This window comes from Pseudoflavonifractor hominis, assembly GCF_014288125.1.
In the GTDB taxonomy this organism is placed as follows: Bacteria; Bacillota; Clostridia; order Oscillospirales; family Oscillospiraceae; genus Pseudoflavonifractor_A; species Pseudoflavonifractor_A gallinarum.
The window spans coordinates 267605-285134 of record NZ_JACOPR010000002.1 but is presented as its reverse complement, the minus strand read 5'-3'; the positions used below and the strand labels follow the sequence as shown (position 1 = coordinate 285134).

Genomic DNA, 17530 nt, shown 5'->3' with positions numbered 1-17530 from the left:
AACAGCATGACCATTCTGGAGATCCTGGAGGGGGCCGTGGCCCGCTCTGCCTCAGATATTCTCATCATTGCCGGTATGCCGGCAGCCTATAAGATCCATGGCCTGATCCGGCGAGAGGGGGAACGCCTCCTCCCCCCTGACATTCAGGCCCTGGTGGAAGAGCTCTACCACCTGGCGGGAGAGCGGGATATGAAGCGCCTGCTGGAGGTGGGGGACGATGATTTCTCCTTTGCCGTGCGGGGCCTTTCCCGCTTCCGGGTCAACGCCCTCAAGCAGCGCGGCTCCCTGGGACTGGTGATCCGGGTGGTCTCCTTTGCGCTGCCTGACCGGGAGGCCATGGGAATCCCGGACAATGTGATGGCCTTTTCCCGCTACACCCGGGGTATGGTGCTCTTCACTGGCCCGGCGGGCAGCGGCAAGACCACCACACTGGCCTGTCTGGTGGACGCAGTCAACTCCACCCGCAACAGCCACATTATCACCATTGAAGACCCCATTGAATACCTCCACCACCACAAGGAGAGCGTGGTGACCCAGCGGGAGCTGTCCACCGACACGGCATCCTACGATGCCGCGCTGCGGGCCGCCCTGCGGGAGGCCCCAGATATCATCCTTCTGGGCGAGATGCGGGACGCCGACACCATCCGGGCGGCGGTCACCGCCGCCGAGACCGGCCATCTGGTCATCTCCACGCTGCACACGGTGGGGGCGTCCAGTACGATTGACCGGATCGTGGATTCCTTCCCGCCGGAGCAGCAGCAGCAGATCCGCACCCAGCTGTCCATGGTGCTGGAAGGCGTGGTCTCACAGCAGCTGGTGCCCACCGTGGATGGGGGGCTGACCCCGGCCTTTGAGGTGATGGTGGTCAACAGCGCCATCCGCAATATGATCCGGGAGTCCAAGGCCCATCAGATCGACAATGTGATCTCCCAGGGTGCGGCGGAGGGCATGGTCTCCATGGACCAGAGCCTGCTGCGCCTGGTGCAGAATGGACGCATCAGCCAAGAGGAGGCCCTGCGCCACAGCATCAACAGCGAATGGATGCAAAAACGGCTTGCCGCAGTACGGTGAGGAGGAGAAGCTATGCCGGCAAATATGAACCACTATGACGCAGCCATCCGGATCTGTGTGGATCAGGTGACGGACGGGCGTATCTGCGGCCGGGTCGTGAGCCGCCGCCTGCTGCGTCCCTTTTCCTTTTCCGATATCGGCGGACTTCTGCTCCAGCTGGAGGAAGTGCTTGATACACAGAATTTTCCTCAGGCCTTTGAGCGCACCCGTACCTTCTGCCCCGGACGGGGAGAGGGGTGCAGCGATCTGGTCGCCAAAGATCTGAACAGCGGCATGTCCCGGGAAGAGGTGGAGGCCGCCCGGGGCGAAGCAGCCACCTTTCAGCTGTATGTCATCACCCGGCGGAATACCACCTGGCAGGGATTTCTGGACTGGCTGGATGGGACGCCGCGGCAGGAGTATGCCAGCGTACTGGAGCTCATCAAATGTGTGGATGAACGGTTGAGCGGAAAAGCGTAATAGAGAGCAGCCCGCCGGGCCCGGTTTTTCCGGGTGCCCGGCGGGATTTTTGCAGCCAGAAAAGAAAAAGTGTGCGACCAAGTCCCCGATAAGGCGTCATAATCTGACAAATGTCGCGGTTGACGGTCGTGGAATTGGGGGAAATGTGTGGAAAAATGGCAGTTCCGTGGGAAAATTGCGAACGATTTTTCTTTCCGTGCCGTAGGAAATACAATATAATTGCATTGGAAGTGATCTGATATAAGGAGGGGAAGGCGCAAGATGAGGGAATTGTACGTCGGGCAGCGCACTGAGGAGGGTGAGGACGGTCAAAAGTACTGCTTCGACTATTACATCTTGGTGGACCAAATGTGTGTGAGTGATGGGTTCGCCTGTGAAAGCTACGGCGTAAAGATCGCGGCTGCGGATGGAAGTGAGGGAGCACAGCTCCCCCATGTCACCGTAAGCGTTTCCCGCATTGATGAATTAATGGAACTCCTGCTGCGCAACACGGTAACTCCTTCCACCCTGCGAGATGTGGTCCTGGATTGGCTCGCATAAGCATGGATACCGGAGGCCGGATCGATGATCCGGCCTCCGGTATTTTTATGGAAACAGGGTGTGCAAAGGGAAAGAAGCAAGGTTGACAGTTGATGGGAAAACGGGGTAAAATGTCAACATATGTGTGGGCGTTGTGCCCAAAAGAGGCAAGGAGGAAACGGATGTGAAAGAGAGAGAGACCTTTGCGTCCCGGCTGGGCTTTGTGCTCATCTCAGCCGGGTGCGCCATTGGCCTGGGAAATGTGTGGCGCTTCCCCTATATTGTGGGACAGTATGGCGGCGCAGCCTTTGTGCTGATCTACCTGGCCTTCCTGGTGGTGATGGGTCTGCCCATCATGGCCATGGAGTTTGCGGTGGGGCGAGCCAGCCGGAAGAGTGTGATCGTCTCCTTCCAGCAGCTGGAGCCCAAGGGCAGCAAGTGGCACTGGTACGGCTGGTTCGGTATGGCGGGCAACTACCTGCTCATGATGTTCTATACCACCATTGCCGGCTGGCTTCTGCTGTACTTCTGCAAGATGGTGCTGGGTCGCTTTGAGGGTCTGGATACCGCCGGTGTGGCGGATGCCTATGGACAGATGGTGGCCACCCCTGGTATCCAGCTGCTCTTTATGGCCATTGTGGTGGTGCTGGGCATGCTGGTGTGCAGCCGGGGACTGCAAAATGGCGTGGAGAAGATCAACAAGGCCATGATGCTCTGCCTGCTGGCGCTCTTGGTGGTGCTGGCGGTGCGCGCCGTCACCCTTCCCGGGGCGATAGAGGGCCTGAAGTTCTATCTGGTGCCCAATTTCCACAACCTGATGTACGACGGCGAGGGGAACTTCCGCCTGTTCCGTGCCATCTATGACGCTATGGGTCAGGCCTTCTTTACCCTGAGCCTGGGCATCGGCGCCATGGCCATCTTCGGCAGCTACATCGGCAAGGAGCGCCGCCTGTTCGGCGAGGCCATCAGCGTGGGTATCCTGGATACCTGTGTGGCCTTCATCTCGGGTCTGATCATCTTCCCCTCGGCCTTTGCCTTCGGGGTGCAGCCCGACGCGGGCCCCAATCTGATCTTTGTCACCCTACCCAATGTCTTTAACGCCATGCCCGGCGGCCGGCTGTGGGGCGCCATGTTCTTTGTGTTCCTCTTCTTTGCGGCCCTCTCCACCGTGACGGCGGTCTTTGAGAACATTCTGGCCTGCTGGATGGACAAGTGGGCCATTTCCCGGCGCAAGGCGGTGCTGGCCAACCTGGTGCTCATCTTCCTGCTGAGCCTGCCCTGCCTGCTGGGAAACAACCTGTGGAGCGGCGTGAAGGTGCTGGGCATGGGAATCATGGACCTGGAGGATTTCCTGGTCAGCAACAACCTGCTGCCTCTGGGCTCGGTGGTCTATCTGCTCTTCTGCTGTGTCTCCGACAAATACGGCTGGGGCTATGAGAACTTCCTGAAGGAGGCCAACCAGGGTGAGGGCGCCCGCTTCCCCGGAAAGCTGCGCGTTTACTTTACCTTTGTCCTTCCCGTGATCGTGCTCATCATCTTCTTCATGGGCTACTGGGATAAGTTTGCCCCCAAGGGCTGATTGCCTGTATCCCCGGAAATAGGGATTGACAGAAGGTTTCGTTAGTCCTACAATAAAACACGCAAGGGAGCTCCCGCGAGGGGGCTGAGAGGAGGGGCGAGTCCCTCGACCTTACCTGATGTGGGTAATGCCAACGTAGGGACGCGGCACAGACTTCGTGCGGTTCTCCTTCGTACGGAGGAGCATAGAGAAACGCTTGAGGCGGGATGTCCCAGTTGGGACATCCCGCCTTTTTTGGTCTGCCCCACAGAAATCCAAACGAAAAAAGGAGAGGCAAGCAGATGAGACGAGTTTTGACTATCGCGGGCAGTGATTCCAGCGGCGGCGCCGGGATCCAGGCCGACCTGAAGACCATGACCTGCCTGGGGGTGTATGGCATGAGCGCAATCACCGCCCTGACGGCCCAGAATACCACCGGCGTGCGGGAGGTATTGGAGGCGACCCCGGCTTTTGTGGGCGCACAGCTGGACTGCGTGTTTGAGGATATCCGGCCCGATGCGGTAAAGATCGGCATGGTCTCCAACGCTGACATCATCCGCGTCATTGCCGCCAAGCTGCGGGAATACCGGGCGGAGCGTATTGTGGTGGACCCGGTGATGGTGGCCACCAGCGGCAGCGCTCTCATGCAGGACACCGCCCTCACCGCGCTGATGGAGGAGCTCTTCCCCCTGGCGGCGGTGATCACGCCCAATCTCCCCGAGACCCAGCGGCTGTGCGGCTTTGCGGTGGAGAGCGAAGCAGACATGCTCCGCGCCGCCCGCACCATTGGAGAGCGGATCCCCGGGGGCGTACTGGTCAAGGGCGGCCATCGGAGCGATACGGCGGATGACCTCCTCTGGTGGAAGGGCGAGGCCATCTGGTTCCGCTCCCCCCGGGTAGACAATCCCAACAACCACGGCTCGGGCTGCACCCTCTCCTCCGCCATCGCCTCCTTCCTGGCCCTGGGGGAGGAGCTGCCCGAGGCAGTGCGGAAGGGCAAGGCCTATATTACCGCGGCCATGGAGGCCCAGCTGGATCTGGGCCAGGGCAGCGGCCCGCTCAAGCACAACTACGCCATTGCAGAAGGAGGAAGCGTACGATGAACGCAAGCATTGCCATTCAGGTCCTGCCCAAGGTGATGGAGCAGGAGGAGACCCGGCGGATCGTGGACGAGGTCATCGCCTATCTGGCCTCCACGGGGCTGCACTATGTGGTGGGGCCCTTCGAGACCACGCTGGAGGGCGATCTGGAGGAGCTTCTGGACATCGTCAAACAGTGCTGCCGTATCTGCGTGGAGGCCGGCGCCCCCGGCGTGATGAGCTATGTGAAGATCAGCTATAAGCCCGACGGCGTGTGGACCATCGACGACAAGACGGGCAAATATCAGAATCGTTGAGGAGGCTGCCGAAATGAAAGTGACTGCGGATACTCATACCATGACCCGTGCCAACAGCCTTTCCGTGCGCCGGATGGTACTGGCTGCCATGCTGGCGGGCCTGGGCTTTGTACTCTCCACCTTTGTCTACTTCCCCTCCATGGCGCCCTTCCAGCACTTCTGCAACATCCTGGGCGCGGTGTTCCTGGGGCCCTGGTACGGCTTTGCGGCGGCCCTCCTCACGGGACTGCTGCGGATGCTTACCGGGCGGACCATCCAGGCGGTGGTGGGCGCCGTGTTCGGCGCGTTCCTCTCGGGGCTGCTCTATCAGAAGACCCAGAAACTGTGGATGGGCTATGTGGGTGAGGTCATCGGCACCGGCTTTATCAGCGCCATGGTGGCCTATCCCCTGATGAAGCAGTTCTACGGATTGGACGCCCAGTCCCCCTTCTTCTACATCCCGGCTTACCTGCCCTCCTCCGCTGTGGGCGGCCTGATGGGCTGCGCCGTTATCCTGCTCCTTAAGCGTTCCGGTGCACTGGATCGGATGCTGGAGCAGCTCAAGCGCTGAGGTGAAGCATGGAGAGAACGGAACTTGCCTCCTGCCTGGGGGCGGTGCGGGAGCGTACCCCCTTGGTCCAGTGCATTACCAATTTTGTGACCGTCAACGACTGCGCCAATATCCTGCTGGCCGCCGGCGGCTCTCCCACCATGGCCCATGACATCCGTGAGGTGGAGGAGGCCGTGGCGGGGGTCCAGGCCCTGGTCCTGAACCTGGGCGCCATCGGGGATGTGGAGGCCATGCTCCTGGCCGGAAAGCGGGCCAACCAGCTGGGCATCCCGGTGGTACTGGACCCGGTGGCGGCGGGGGTCACCTCCCTGCGGCGGGAGGCCTGCCGCCGCCTCCTCGCCGAGCTGCGCTTCACCGTGATCCGGGGCAATGCCTCCGAGATCCGCGCCCTGGCCCTGGGCGCAGAGGGCGGGAGCGGCGTGGATGTGTCGGCCGGCGACGCGGTCACCGAGGAGAATCTCTCCCGGGGCGTGGAGCTGTGCCGCCGTCTGGCGGAGTCTACGGGGGCGGTGACCGCCCTCTCGGGCCAGGTGGACATCCTGTCCGACGGAACACAGACCGTTCTGATCCGGGGCGGCGTGCCCACCATGAGCCGGGTGACGGGGAGCGGGTGTATGCTCACCGCCCTGCTGGGGGCCTTCTGCGGGGCCAACCCGGAGCGCCCGCTGGCGGCAGCGGCTGCCGCCGTGGCTGCCATGGATCTGGCGGGAGAGCGGGCCGAGGCCCGCCGCCTCCAAAACGGCACCGGAAACGCCACCTTCCGCACCGATCTGATCGACGCGGTGTTTAATCTGACCGAGGACGAACTGAGAGAAGGAGTACGCTATGAAATTTACCAGGGATGAGATCCGCAGCGCCATGCTGCTCTATGCCGTGACCGACCGGAGCTGGCTGGGGGAGCGCACCCTCCCCGAGGTGACCGAGGAGGTGCTGCGCAGCGGCGCCACTTTCCTTCAGGTCCGGGAGAAGGGGATGGACCACGACGCCTTTCTAGCTGAGGCCGAGATCCTCAAAGAGCAGGCCGGGCGCTATCACGTGCCCTTTGTGGTCAACGACTCCATTGAAGTGGCCCTGGAGTGCGATGCCGACGGCGTCCATGTGGGCCAGAGCGACATCGTAGGCAAGGATGTGCGCGCCATGATCGGCCCGGATAAGATCCTGGGTATCTCGGCCAACACGGTGGAGACCGCCGTGGCCGCCCAGCAGGCGGGGGCCGACTACATCGGCGTGGGCGCGGTCTTCGGCACCACCACCAAGAAGGACGCCAAGAGCCTGACAGTGGAGGCGCTGCGGGCCATCTGCGACGCGGTGGACATCCCCGTGGTGGCCATCGGCGGCATCAGCGCGGACAACCTCCTCCAGCTCCAGGGGAGCGGGGTGGATGGCGTGGCCGTGGTCTCCGCTATCTTTGCCCAGCCCGATCCTGGCGCGGCCACCGCCCATCTGCGCACCCTGGCCGAGGAGCTGGTGGCGACCCATGGATAAGGGCTTTTGCATTTTCGACATGGACGGCACCCTGGTGGACTCCATGGGATACTGGCGGCGATTGGGCCGGGATTATCTGGAACAGCGGGGCGTATCTCCCACGGCGGAGCAGCTGGCCCCCATCGGCCCCATGACCATGCTGGAGTCGGCCGCCTATTTTATGGAGACCTTCCACATCCCGGGCCCACCTGCGGCCATTGTGGAGGAGATGCACGCCGTCATGGAAGACCACTACCGCCGGGACATCCCACTCAAGGGGGGCGTGAAGGCATATCTGGAGGGACTCCGGGACCGGGGGGTCCGCCTCTGTGTGGCCACCGCCACGGCTGAGCCCCTCTCCCACGCCTGCCTGGAACGGCTGGAGGTGGACGGATACTTTGACTTCCTCCTCAGCTGCGAGACCCTGGGGGTGGGAAAGTCCCGACCGGACATCTATCTGGAGGCCGCCCGCCGTCTGGGGGCGGCGCCGGGCGAGATCGCCGTCTTTGAGGATGCGCTCTACGCCGTACGCACCGCCCGGGAGGCGGGATTTTACGTGGTGGGCGTGGCCGAGGAGGCCTACGCCGGGGACTGGCCCCAGGTGTGCGCCCTCGCCCATGAGACCATCACCGATTGGAGGAACTGCGTTCTATGACTGTGACCCAGCGTCTTTATGAGGCCGCCCGACCCATTTGGGAGGCCTGCCATGCCCATCCCTTTGTCACCGGGATTGGGGACGGCACCCTGGAGGTGGAAAAATTCCGGTACTTCCTGCTCCAGGACTATCTGTACCTCTTTGATTACGCCCGCGTCTTTGCCTGGGGCGTGGTAAAGGCCCGCAGCCCCGAGCTGATGCGCTTCTTCTCGGCCAATGTGGATGCCATCCTGGGGGGCGAGATGAAGATCCACCGGGCCTACATGGCCCGCCTGGGCATCACGGAGGAGCAGGTCTTCGCGGTGCGTCCCGCCCTGCCCAACCTCTCCTACACCAATTACATGCTCTCGGCTGCCGCCGCGGGCGGTCCGGCAGAGATCGTGGCCGCCATTCTGGCCTGCTCCTGGAGCTATGCGGAGATCGGAACACGTCTGGCCGCACGGCCCGGCGCGCTGGAGCACCCCTTCTACGGTGAGTGGGTCCAGGGTTATTCCTCGGAGGAGTATCAGGAGACCAACCGCGCCCTGGTGGAGCGGATGGACGCCCTGGCAGCAGGGTGCAGTGAGGAGGAGTACCGCCGGCTGGAGGAGATCTTTGTGGCGTGCAGCCGGTATGAGCTGGGCTTCTGGGAGATGGCATGGAAACTGGAAGCATGAGCGCGCTGGCCTTTGAGGAGGTCTCCTACCAGTACCCCAGCGAGGATTTTGACATCATCGACCGCCTCTCCTTTCAGGTGGAGCCCGGTTCTTTCCACTGCATCATTGGGGCCAGCGGCTGCGGAAAGAGCACCATTTTCCGCATGACCAACGGTCTGCTTGCCCCCAAGGGCGGGACCATCCGGGTAGACGGCACGCCCATTGCCGGACGCAAGGGCTACTGCGGCTATATGCCCCAGAAGGACCTGCTCTTCCCCTGGCGGAGCGTGGGGGAGAATGTGGCCCTTCCCCTGGAGATCCAGGGCGGGTACAGCCGGAAGGAGCGGCGGGAGCGGGCGGAGGAGGCACTGGCCGATGTGGGCCTGCCCGGCTGCGGGGATAAGATGCCCCAGGAGCTCTCCGGGGGGATGCGCCAGCGGGCCGCCTTTGCCCGCACCATGCTCACGGGCAGCGACCTCCTCCTTCTGGACGAGCCCTTCTCGGCCCTGGACTTCCTGACCCGCATCTCCATGCAGGAGTGGCTCCTGGACCAGTGGCGGCGGCACCACAAGACCATCCTCTTTATTACCCACGATGTGGAGGAGGCCCTCTTTCTCTCCCAGAGTGTGCTGGTGGTGGAGTCCACCCCCATCCGTGCCCTGACTGAGATTCCGGTGCCCGCCTCCGATCCCCGGGACCGGTCCTGCCTGAAGGACCCGGCCATGGTGGAGCTGAAAGAGCAGCTCATTGCGCTGCTGAGAAAGCAGGTGGCGGTATGAAACGTGCGTGCAGGACCAATCTTCCGGCCCTGATCTTTCTCTTTGCCCTGCTGTTGCTGTGGCAGGCGGGGGCCATGGGACTGGATGCGGCCTATATCCTCCCCTCTCCCGTTCAGATCCTCCAGACGCTGTGGGAGCTGCGGGGCCCCCTCTTTACGGTCCATCTGCCCGCCACCATGGGAGTGACCGCCATCGGCCTTGCCATCTCCCTGGTGCTGGGCCTGGCTCTGGCGGTGGCCATGGACGCCAGCGCCCTGGTGCGCCGGATGCTCTATCCCCTGGTGGTGATCTCCCAGACTATCCCCACCACCGCCATTGCCCCCCTCTTCGTGCTGTGGTTTGGGTATGGGATCTGGAGCAAGGTGCTGGTGACGGTGCTCATCACCTTTTTCCCCATCACCATCACGGTGTATGACGGCCTGCGCTCGGCCCAGACCGAGATGGCCGAGCTTCTCCTCACCTACGGGGCCACCCGGCGGGATATCTTTCTGCGCATCAAGGTGCCCTGTGCCCTGCCCTACTTCTTCTCCGCAGTGAAGATGGCTGTGCCCATGAGCGTCATCGGCGCGGCCATCGGTGAGTGGCTGGGAGCCAAGAGCGGGCTGGGCTATTTCTCCCGGCGGATGATGACCCAGCTCAACGGCGCGGGAGTCTTTGCCCCCATCGTGCTGCTCTCCCTGGCCGCCATGCTGGCGGTGGGGGTGGTGGCTCTGCTGGAAAAGAAGATCGTCCGCTGGCGGGGCGAATCCTGAGACACAGAAAGGAAATGGAACCATGAGACGACGCAAACTGGCCCTGGGCCTGAGCGCCCTGCTGCTGTGGAGCGGCACGGGCTGCGGGGCCCAGGGAGAGACTCCCGCCCCCTCTGCCGGCGGGGAAGAACTGGAGACCGTGGATGTAGTGCTGGACTGGTACCCCAACGCAGTCCACGCCTTCCTCTATGAGGCGGAGGAAAAGGGATATTTTGCCCAGGAGGGCCTGCAGGTGAACATCCTCTTCCCCTCCAACACCAGCGACCCTCTCACCATGACGGCGGCAGGCAAGGCCGACATCGGTTTTTACTATCAGGAAGACACCATCATCGCCAAGGCCAACGAGGACGTGCCTGTGAAGGTGCTGGGCGCGGTGGTGCAGGAGCCGGTGGCCGTGGTCTGCTCCCTGGCGGAGCAGGGGATCCACAGCGCCTCCGATCTGGTGGGTAAGACCATCGGCTACTCGGGCACCCGCTTCGGCGAGGTGGCGGTGGAGCAGATGCTCCAGAGCGTGGGGGCGTCCCTGGATGACGTGGAGATGATCGACGTGGGCTTCGATCTGATGAGCGCCATGACCACCGGCAATGTGGACGCCACCTATGGGTGCTTCCTCAACCACGAGATCCCCGCCCTGGAGGAGCAGGGCTTCCCCATGGATGTGATGAAGGTCACCGACTACGGGGTGCCCAACTATTACTCCCTGATGCTGGTCACCGGAGAGAAACAGCTGGAGGAGAAGCGGGACACCTACACCCGCTTCCTGCGGGCCTGTGAGAAGGGCTTTGCCGACATGCAGGCCGACCCGGAGGAGGCTCTCCAGCTGCTGCTGGCCAATCAGGACGAGGAGAACTTCCCCCTCACCGAGTCGGTGGAGCGCAAGAGCTTTGATGTGCTCCTGCCCCTGATGGACCGGGAGGGCGGCGCCTTCCTCTCCCAGGACGAGGCGGTCTGGCAGGAGAACATCGACTGGCTCCAGTCGGTGGGCATGATCCAGGAGGGCTTTGACCCGGCGGAGGTCATGGTGGACCTCCTGGGCGAATAGGAGCGGCCATGGACGAGCAGGAAAAGCAAACTCTCCTCCGTCTGGCCCTGACCGGGGCGGAGGAGGTTCTTCCACGGCAGCTTACTCTCCTGGGTGAACTGTGTGCTCAGGACAGCGGCACCGGACTGGAAACGGGAAACGAGGCGGTGCGGCAGCTTCTGCGCCCCCTTTTGGAGGAGCTGGGGGCACAGATCGAGGAGGTTCCGGCCCCCGGCCTTGGAAAGCATCTGGTGGCCCGGGTGCGGCCGGAGGGACCGGTCCAGGGCCGTGTCCTCCTGGCGGCCCATCTGGACACGGTGTTCGGACTGGGCGCGGCGGCGGAACACCCCTTCCATGTGGAGGGGGACTGGGCCTGGGGCCTGGGCGCGGGAGACTGCAAGAGCGGGGTGCTCATCTCCCTGTTCGGCGCCCTGATCCTGAAAAAGGCGGGGCTGCTCCCGCCCTGGGAATTGACATACCTCTTTACCTGTGACGAGGAGACTGGCTCTCAGTCCGGCCGGGAGCTCTACCGCCGGGAGGCGGCGGGAGCCGACTGTGCCCTGGTCTTTGAGGGGGGCCGGGAGCGGGAGGGACAGCCCTGCTTTGTCACCGGCCGCCGGGGCGTGATCCTGGGCTCTATCCAGGTGGAGGGCCGGGAGGCCCACGCCGGGAAGGCCTATCTGGAGGGGCGCAGCGCGGTGCTGGAGCTGGCCCATCAGATCATCCGGCTCTATGGGTTCAACGACCTGGAGCGGGGGATCTATTTCAATGTGGCCCCCATCTCAGGCGGCCGCCCCAACGGTGTGGTGGCCGGAGAGGCCCGGGGAGAGTTCTGCTGCGCGGGCATTCCGGAGAACCGGGATTTTGCCGCCATCCAGGAAAAGCTGGATGCCATGGCGAGACAGGTCACAGTGGAAGGGTGCCGGGTGAAGGTGGAGTACCGCACCCTCTTCCCCGCCATGGAGCCGGGGGAGGCCAACCACCGGGCCTGGACGCTCCTGGAGGAGCCCTGCCGCCTTCTGGGTCTCACCGCTCGGGAGATCAGCGATCCCTCCGCCACCGACGCGGCCTACCTGAGCACCTTCGGGGTGCCCACGGTGGACGCCCTCTCCGCCCTGGCCGAGGACATCCACACCACCCGGGAGCGGGTGTCCATCCCATCCATCCGCCAGCGCACCGCCCTGTGCGCGCTGACCCTGGGGCTGCTGCCCCGGCAGAAGGGGGCGCTCCGGAACCCCTGCGCGTAGAAATAGAGGGAAAACAGAATATATTCGCAAAAATGATTGACAATACAAAGAGGCATTGATATACTATTAGAGCCGCTTTGACTGGGTTTGCAAGCGGAAGCGGGGTCCCCCCTCTTCCCGCCCCTGAGAGCGAGTCCGTTATGAAGGAGTGAAATCAGAATGCAGGCAATCATTGTGACCGGCGGCAAGCAGTACAAGGTGGCGGAGGGCGATACCATTTTCGTCGAGAAGCTGCCCAACGAGGCTGGCGACGCCATCGTGTTTGATCAGGTCCTGGCTGTCATCGACGGCGAGAAGGCTACTTTCGGCACCCCCGTGGTGGCTGGCGCCAAGGTGGACGCTTCCGTGGTGAAGAACGGCAAGGGCAAGAAGATCATGGTCTTCAAGTACAAGCCCAAGAAGGGCTATCACAAGCGCCAGGGTCATCGTCAGCCCTACACCAAGGTGACCATCGGCAAGATCTCCGTGTAATCCGGATATGACTACCATATCCTTTCGCATGGAAGGCGACCGCGTGGTGGGCTTTACCGCCCAGGGCCACAGCGGCTACGCTGAAGCGGGAAGCGACATCGTCTGCGCGGCGGTGACCAGCGCCATCCGCATGACAGAGTGCGCCGTCAACGACGTACTCGGTCTGGAGGCCTCGGTCAAGGTCCGGGAGGACAGCGTTTCCCTTCGGCTCCCCGGCGGCCTGAGCCAGAGCAACGAGAGCACCTGTCAGACCCTTCTGACGGCGCTGATGCTCTACCTCACCGAGCTGCACGAGGAGTATCCGCAACACATTCTCGTGGTGGAGGAGGACTGACCTTCTCCATCGCGCATCATCGACACACATGTCTGGAGGTGTACGACAATGCTGAAAATCGGTCTTCAGTTCTTCGCCCACAAGAAGGGCGTCGGCTCCACCCGTAACGGCCGTGATTCCGAGTCCAAGCGTCTCGGCGTCAAGCGCGGCGACGGTCAGTTCGTTCTGGCTGGCAACATCCTCGTCCGTCAGCGCGGCACCCACATCCACCCCGGCGTCAATGTGGGCAAGGGCAGCGACGATACTCTGTTCGCTCTGAAGGACGGCAAGGTCAAGTTCGAGCGTCTGGGTAAGGATCGCAAGCAGGTCTCCATTGTGGAGATCGCCCAGTAACAATCGGGTATGAGAGAGCCTCGGACGGAAACCGTTCGGGGCTCTTTTTGTAAGATAGGACCGTGGGCGCACAATGTGCGCCCCTACCGAAGAGAAACCGTGTAGGGGCGGACATTGTCCGCCCACTGATAGAACAGGAGGATTTTACGATGCCTCAATTTATTGATACCGCGAAGATCACCGTCCGCTCCGGCAACGGCGGAAACGGCGCGGTGGCCTTCCACCGGGAGAAGTATGTGGCGGCCGGCGGACCCGACGGCGGCGACGGCGGCCGGGGCGGCAACATCATCCTTCAGGTGGACGGGCATATGTCCACGCTGATGGACTTCCGCTACAAGAGAAAGTACAGCGCCGGAAACGGCATGGACGGCTCCGGCAAGCGCTGCACCGGCAAGGACGGCGAGGACCTCATCATCAAGGTCCCCCGCGGCACCGTGGTCCGGGACGCTGAGACCCGGGAGATCATCTGCGATATGTCCGGGGACGAGCCCTTTGTGCTGGCCCGGGGCGGCAAGGGCGGCTGGGGCAACAAGCATTTTGCCACCCCCACCCGCCAGGTGCCCAACTTTGCCAAGGCTGGCCTGCCCGGTCAGACCCGGGACGTGATTCTGGAGCTCAAGCTCCTGGCCGATGTGGGCCTGGTGGGATTCCCCAACGTGGGCAAGTCCACCCTCCTCTCGGTGGTGTCCAAGGCCCAGCCCAAGATCGCAAACTACCACTTTACCACCCTCTTCCCCAACCTGGGCGTGGTGTATGTGGATGAGGGGGTGTCCTTCATCCTGGCCGACATCCCCGGTATCATCGAGGGCGCCAGTGAGGGCGCCGGCCTGGGCCATGATTTCCTGCGGCATGTGGACCGCTGCCGCCTGCTCATCCACGTGGTGGATGTATCGGGCAGCGAGGGCCGTGATCCGGTGGCCGACTTCGAGGCCATCCAGGCCGAGCTCCAGGAGTACTCCCCCGAGCTGGCCTCCCGCCGAATGATCGTGGCGGGCAACAAGGTGGACATCGCCGCCGACCGTACCGGCCTGGAGGCCCTCAAGGCCCATGTGGAGGGGCTGGGCATGCCCTTCTTTGAGATCTCGGCGGCCGCCCACCAGGGCACTCGGGAGCTGATGTTCGCCGCAGCCAAGGAGCTGCAGGACCTGCCCCCCATTACGGTCTATGAGCCCACCTATGTGGAGCGGCCCACCCAGGTGGATACCAGCGCGCCGCTGGACATCCGCCATGAGGACGACACCTGGATCGTGGAGGGCCCCTGGCTCCAGCGCCTGATGGCCAACACCAACTTTGGGGACTTCGAATCCAGAAGCTGGTTTGACAAGATGCTCCGCCAGTCCGGCCTCTACGACCGGCTGGAGGAGATGGGGATTCAGGACGGGGATATCGTCTCCCTCTACAACCTGGAATTTGAATATCAGAAATAAAAAAACGGAGCCGGGCGGCATTTGCCGCCCGGCTCCATCTATGACAGGTCCGTATTTGGGGAAAGCTTACTTCATGGAGTTCTCATAGGCCTGGATCATCTTTTTGACCATCTGGCCGCCCACGGAACCGGCCTCACGGCTGGTCAGGTCGCCATTATAGCCCTGCTTCAGGTTGACGCCGACTTCGGAAGCGGCCTCCATCTTGAACTTGTTGAGGGCCTCGCGGGCATTGGGGACAGAAGGCTGATTAGAATTGGTAGACATAACATGCATCTCCTTACGTGTTGTTTGTTTGGATTGAGAATCCGAACATAGCTTTGCCCCGAAGGCGATTTCTATGTGTTTTTCGTGATTGCTAATTCATAGTAAAACTGGAAACAGCCTCAAGCCGTCACTAATTGCTTTCATTTGGACGCGTAGCATAAAAAGCGTTTCTATGGGGCATGTTTTTGGTATAGTTATAAAGAGAAGGGTTCAGACTCTTTTTGTTTTTGAAGAAAATTGTTTTGATTTTACAGGGGTATGATGCTATAATATCTTAGCATTGAGATGGGCGGCCTTTCGGCCGCCGGGAACATGACATAATGATGGGTCCGGGCGCAATTCGTCCGGCCGTTTTACTGCCGGGTCCTCCCGGACTGGAGAATAGAAGGTGCGGTCTTGACAAAGTATGTGATTCACGGCGGGAAACCGCTTTTTGGTGAGATTTCCATCAGCGGCGCGAAGAACGCGGCCGTTGCCATTATCCCGGCCACCCTGCTGGTGGACGGCGTCTGCCGGATCGAAAATATCCCGCAGATCAGCGATGTTACGCTGATCCTGAATATCCTTCAGGATCTGGGCGCCGATGTGCGCACCGTCAACCGGACGACGGTGGACATTGATTGCAGCCATATCCACAATTCCAAGGTCCCGGAGGAACTGGCCCGCAAGATCCGGGCCTCCTACTACCTGATCGGGGCCCTCCTCAGCCGCTTCGGCAGCGCGGAGGTTCCCCCGCCGGGCGGATGTGATCTGGGCGGCCGTCCCATCGACCAGCATATCAAGGGCTTTGTGTCCATGGGGGCCGATGTGGACGTAAAGGGCGGCTATATCCACGCCAAGGCCAAGGGCGGCCGGCTGACCGGTACCACTGTCTATATGGATATCGTCTCGGTGGGCGCCACCATGAACATCATGCTGGCGGCTACCCTGGCCGAGGGCCTGACGGTCATTGAGAATGCCGCCAAGGAGCCCCACATCGTGGACCTGGCCAACTTCCTCAACTCCATGGGCGCCGACATCATGGGCGCCGGTACCGACGTCATCAAGATCCGCGGCGTGGAGCGTCTGGGCGGTGGGATGTACTCCATCATCCCCGACCAGATTGAGGCGGGCACCTATATGGCGGCCGTGGCGGCCGCGGGCGGTGAGGTTCTCATTAAGAACGTTATCCCCAAGCATCTGGAGTGCATCACCGCCAAGCTGGTGGAGATGGGCGTGGACGTGGAGGAGCGGGACGACGCAGTGCTGGTCCGCCGCACCGGCAAGCTGACCCGTACCAACGTCAAGACCCTGCCCTATCCGGGCTTCCCCACCGACATGCAGCCCCAGATCGCCGCAGTGCTCTGCCTGGCTCAGGGGACCAGCGTGGTCACCGAGGGCGTGTGGGACAACCGTTACCGCTATGTGGACGAGTTCCGCCGTATGGGCGCACAGATCCAGGTGGACGGCAAGATCGCGGTCATCGAGGGTGTGGAGAAGCTCACCGGAGCCCGGCTGCGCGCCTGTGACCTGCGGGCGGGTGCCGCCATGATCATCACCGCTCTGGCGGCCCAGGGCACCTCTGAGATCAGCAACATCCACCACATTGAGCGGGGCTATGAGGACATTGTCCGCAAGCTCTCCGGGGTGGGCGCGGATATCCGCGTGGTGATCACTCCCGATGAGGAGCAGAGCGAGGCCACTGCGGGCTGACCGGCCTTTTTCCAACGAGAATGCTGACGCACTGAGGGGCGGCGGATTTCCGCCGCCCCTTTTTTCGGATTTTGGACCATAGAAAGTAGGAGCGATTTTTTTGCTGACACTGACGACACTGGCCAGCGGCTCCAGCGGCAACTGCACGCTGGTCTCGGATGGCACAACCCATATCCTTGTGGACGCAGGGATCTCGGCCCGGCGGATCACAACGGCCCTCAAAGGGCTGGGGATCGATCCCGGGAGTCTGTCCGGCGTGCTGGTCACCCATGAGCACTCCGACCACATCTGCGGCCTGACCACGCTGGCCAAACAGCTCTCCTTCCCTGTCTATGCCAGCCACGGCACGGCGGGGGCGCTGTGCTGCCGCATCCCCACATTGGAGGCCCGGATGCACGCCTTCACCCCGGGGGTATCCTTTGAGGTGGGCGGCGTGGCCGTGGAGACCTTTGCCACCCCCCACGACACGGCTCAGAGCAATGGCTATGCCCTCTCGGCGGGCGGGCGGAAGGCGGCAGTGGTCACCGACCTGGGCTGTCCCACCGAGGAGGTGCGCCGGGGGATCAAGGGCAGCCACCTGCTGGTGGCTGAGACCAACCACGAGGTGGAGTGGGTACAGTCGGGCCCCTATCCCTATTTTCTGAAAGCACGGGTGCTGGGTGAGCGGGGCCACCTGTCCAACCAGGCGGGCGCCGAGCTCATCTGTTCCGCCGTGCGGGAGGGAGCAAATACCATACTGCTGGCCCACCTCTCCAAGGAGAACAACACCCCTGCCCGGGCCTATGAGACGGTCTCGGCCGCGCTGGAGCGGCAGGGGGCGGCCGTGGGCCGGGATGTGCGGCTGGAAGTGGCCCCCCGGGCCGAAGTGGGACAGACTTATGTGGTCTGAGTACATACTGTGCC

The 17530-nt window shown here is 62.6% G+C and carries 22 protein-coding genes and 1 riboswitch; of the genes, 21 read left to right on the top strand and 1 reads right to left on the bottom strand.

Annotated features, from left to right (window positions below):
• Positions 1-6: 6 nt before the first annotated feature.
• From H8S34_RS04165 to obgE, 19 genes are all read left to right on the top strand, one after another.
• The gene (locus H8S34_RS04165) at positions 7-1071 is read left to right on the top strand and encodes a type IV pilus twitching motility protein PilT (protein WP_101692363.1); all 1065 of its coding nucleotides are present in this window, start codon (positions 7-9) and stop codon (positions 1069-1071) included.
• A gap of 12 nt (positions 1072-1083) precedes the next feature.
• Positions 1084-1530 carry a hypothetical protein gene (locus H8S34_RS04160; protein ID WP_101692362.1) on the top strand — a complete coding sequence of 149 codons (447 nt, stop codon included), beginning with the start codon at positions 1084-1086 and terminating at the stop codon, positions 1528-1530.
• A 261-nt stretch (positions 1531-1791) separates the two neighbouring features.
• Entirely contained in the window at positions 1792-2070 is a 279-nt protein-coding gene (locus H8S34_RS04155) for a DUF6514 family protein (protein WP_101692361.1), read from the top strand.
• 163 nt (positions 2071-2233) lie between these two features.
• Positions 2234-3628 (top strand): sodium-dependent transporter, encoded by a 1395-nt coding sequence (locus H8S34_RS04150; RefSeq protein WP_101692360.1) that lies wholly within the window; start codon positions 2234-2236, stop codon positions 3626-3628.
• A gap of 53 nt (positions 3629-3681) precedes the next feature.
• Positions 3682-3788, top strand: a riboswitch (TPP riboswitch).
• Between the two features lie 121 nt (positions 3789-3909).
• Entirely contained in the window at positions 3910-4710 is an 801-nt protein-coding gene (gene thiD, locus H8S34_RS04145) for a bifunctional hydroxymethylpyrimidine kinase/phosphomethylpyrimidine kinase (RefSeq protein ID WP_186963121.1), read from the top strand.
• A complete protein-coding gene (locus H8S34_RS04140; protein ID WP_186963120.1) occupies positions 4707-5003 on the top strand; it encodes a thiamine-binding protein in 297 nt (98 codons plus the stop codon). Before thiD ends, H8S34_RS04140 begins: the two co-directional genes overlap by 4 nt.
• Before the next feature lie 13 nt (positions 5004-5016).
• On the top strand, positions 5017-5553 hold the full coding sequence (gene thiW / locus H8S34_RS04135; protein WP_186963119.1) for an energy coupling factor transporter S component ThiW: 537 nt from the start codon (positions 5017-5019) through the stop codon (positions 5551-5553).
• Between the two features lie 8 nt (positions 5554-5561).
• On the top strand, positions 5562-6398 hold the full coding sequence (thiM, locus tag H8S34_RS04130; RefSeq protein ID WP_186963118.1) for a hydroxyethylthiazole kinase: 837 nt from the start codon (positions 5562-5564) through the stop codon (positions 6396-6398).
• A complete protein-coding gene (gene thiE, locus H8S34_RS04125) occupies positions 6379-7038 on the top strand; it encodes a thiamine phosphate synthase (RefSeq protein WP_186963117.1) in 660 nt (219 codons plus the stop codon). The genes thiM and thiE overlap by 20 nt, the downstream gene beginning before the upstream one ends.
• Complete coding sequence (locus H8S34_RS04120; protein ID WP_101692354.1) at positions 7031-7672, top strand: HAD family hydrolase; 642 nt, start codon at positions 7031-7033, stop codon at positions 7670-7672. Before thiE ends, H8S34_RS04120 begins: the two co-directional genes overlap by 8 nt.
• On the top strand, positions 7669-8328 hold the full coding sequence (tenA, locus tag H8S34_RS04115; protein WP_186963116.1) for a thiaminase II: 660 nt from the start codon (positions 7669-7671) through the stop codon (positions 8326-8328). The genes H8S34_RS04120 and tenA overlap by 4 nt, the downstream gene beginning before the upstream one ends.
• A complete protein-coding gene (locus H8S34_RS04110; protein WP_235964112.1) occupies positions 8310-9086 on the top strand; it encodes an ABC transporter ATP-binding protein in 777 nt (258 codons plus the stop codon). The genes tenA and H8S34_RS04110 overlap by 19 nt, the downstream gene beginning before the upstream one ends.
• Complete coding sequence (locus H8S34_RS04105; RefSeq protein WP_101692351.1) at positions 9083-9838, top strand: ABC transporter permease; 756 nt, start codon at positions 9083-9085, stop codon at positions 9836-9838. Before H8S34_RS04110 ends, H8S34_RS04105 begins: the two co-directional genes overlap by 4 nt.
• 22 nt (positions 9839-9860) lie before the next feature.
• Positions 9861-10880 (top strand): ABC transporter substrate-binding protein, encoded by a 1020-nt coding sequence (locus H8S34_RS04100; protein WP_101692350.1) that lies wholly within the window; start codon positions 9861-9863, stop codon positions 10878-10880.
• 8 nt (positions 10881-10888) lie between these two features.
• On the top strand, positions 10889-12106 hold the full coding sequence (locus H8S34_RS04095) for a M20/M25/M40 family metallo-hydrolase (RefSeq protein ID WP_186963115.1): 1218 nt from the start codon (positions 10889-10891) through the stop codon (positions 12104-12106).
• A gap of 159 nt (positions 12107-12265) precedes the next feature.
• Positions 12266-12577 (top strand): 50S ribosomal protein L21, encoded by a 312-nt coding sequence (gene rplU, locus H8S34_RS04090; protein WP_101692348.1) that lies wholly within the window; start codon positions 12266-12268, stop codon positions 12575-12577.
• 7 nt (positions 12578-12584) lie between these two features.
• Entirely contained in the window at positions 12585-12911 is a 327-nt protein-coding gene (locus H8S34_RS04085) for a ribosomal-processing cysteine protease Prp (protein WP_186963114.1), read from the top strand.
• A 48-nt stretch (positions 12912-12959) separates the two neighbouring features.
• Positions 12960-13244 (top strand): 50S ribosomal protein L27, encoded by a 285-nt coding sequence (gene rpmA / locus H8S34_RS04080; RefSeq protein WP_101692346.1) that lies wholly within the window; start codon positions 12960-12962, stop codon positions 13242-13244.
• 149 nt (positions 13245-13393) lie between these two features.
• On the top strand, positions 13394-14671 hold the full coding sequence (gene obgE, locus H8S34_RS04075; protein ID WP_101692345.1) for a GTPase ObgE: 1278 nt from the start codon (positions 13394-13396) through the stop codon (positions 14669-14671).
• Between the two features lie 66 nt (positions 14672-14737).
• Here the strand turns inward: obgE and H8S34_RS04070 are convergent, their stop codons facing one another.
• Positions 14738-14935, bottom strand: coding sequence for an alpha/beta-type small acid-soluble spore protein (locus H8S34_RS04070; protein WP_101692344.1), 198 nt, complete (start codon positions 14933-14935; stop codon positions 14738-14740).
• 396 nt (positions 14936-15331) lie between these two features.
• On the opposite strand from H8S34_RS04070, the gene murA reads away from it, so the two are divergent.
• Positions 15332-16627, top strand: a complete 1296-nt coding sequence (gene murA, locus H8S34_RS04065) for a UDP-N-acetylglucosamine 1-carboxyvinyltransferase (protein WP_101692343.1) — start codon at positions 15332-15334, stop codon at positions 16625-16627.
• A 100-nt stretch (positions 16628-16727) separates the two neighbouring features.
• Positions 16728-17516: an MBL fold metallo-hydrolase gene (locus tag H8S34_RS04060; RefSeq protein ID WP_186963113.1), complete on the top strand. Its 789-nt coding sequence runs from the start codon at positions 16728-16730 to the stop codon at positions 17514-17516.
• Positions 17517-17530: the final 14 nt, after the last annotated feature.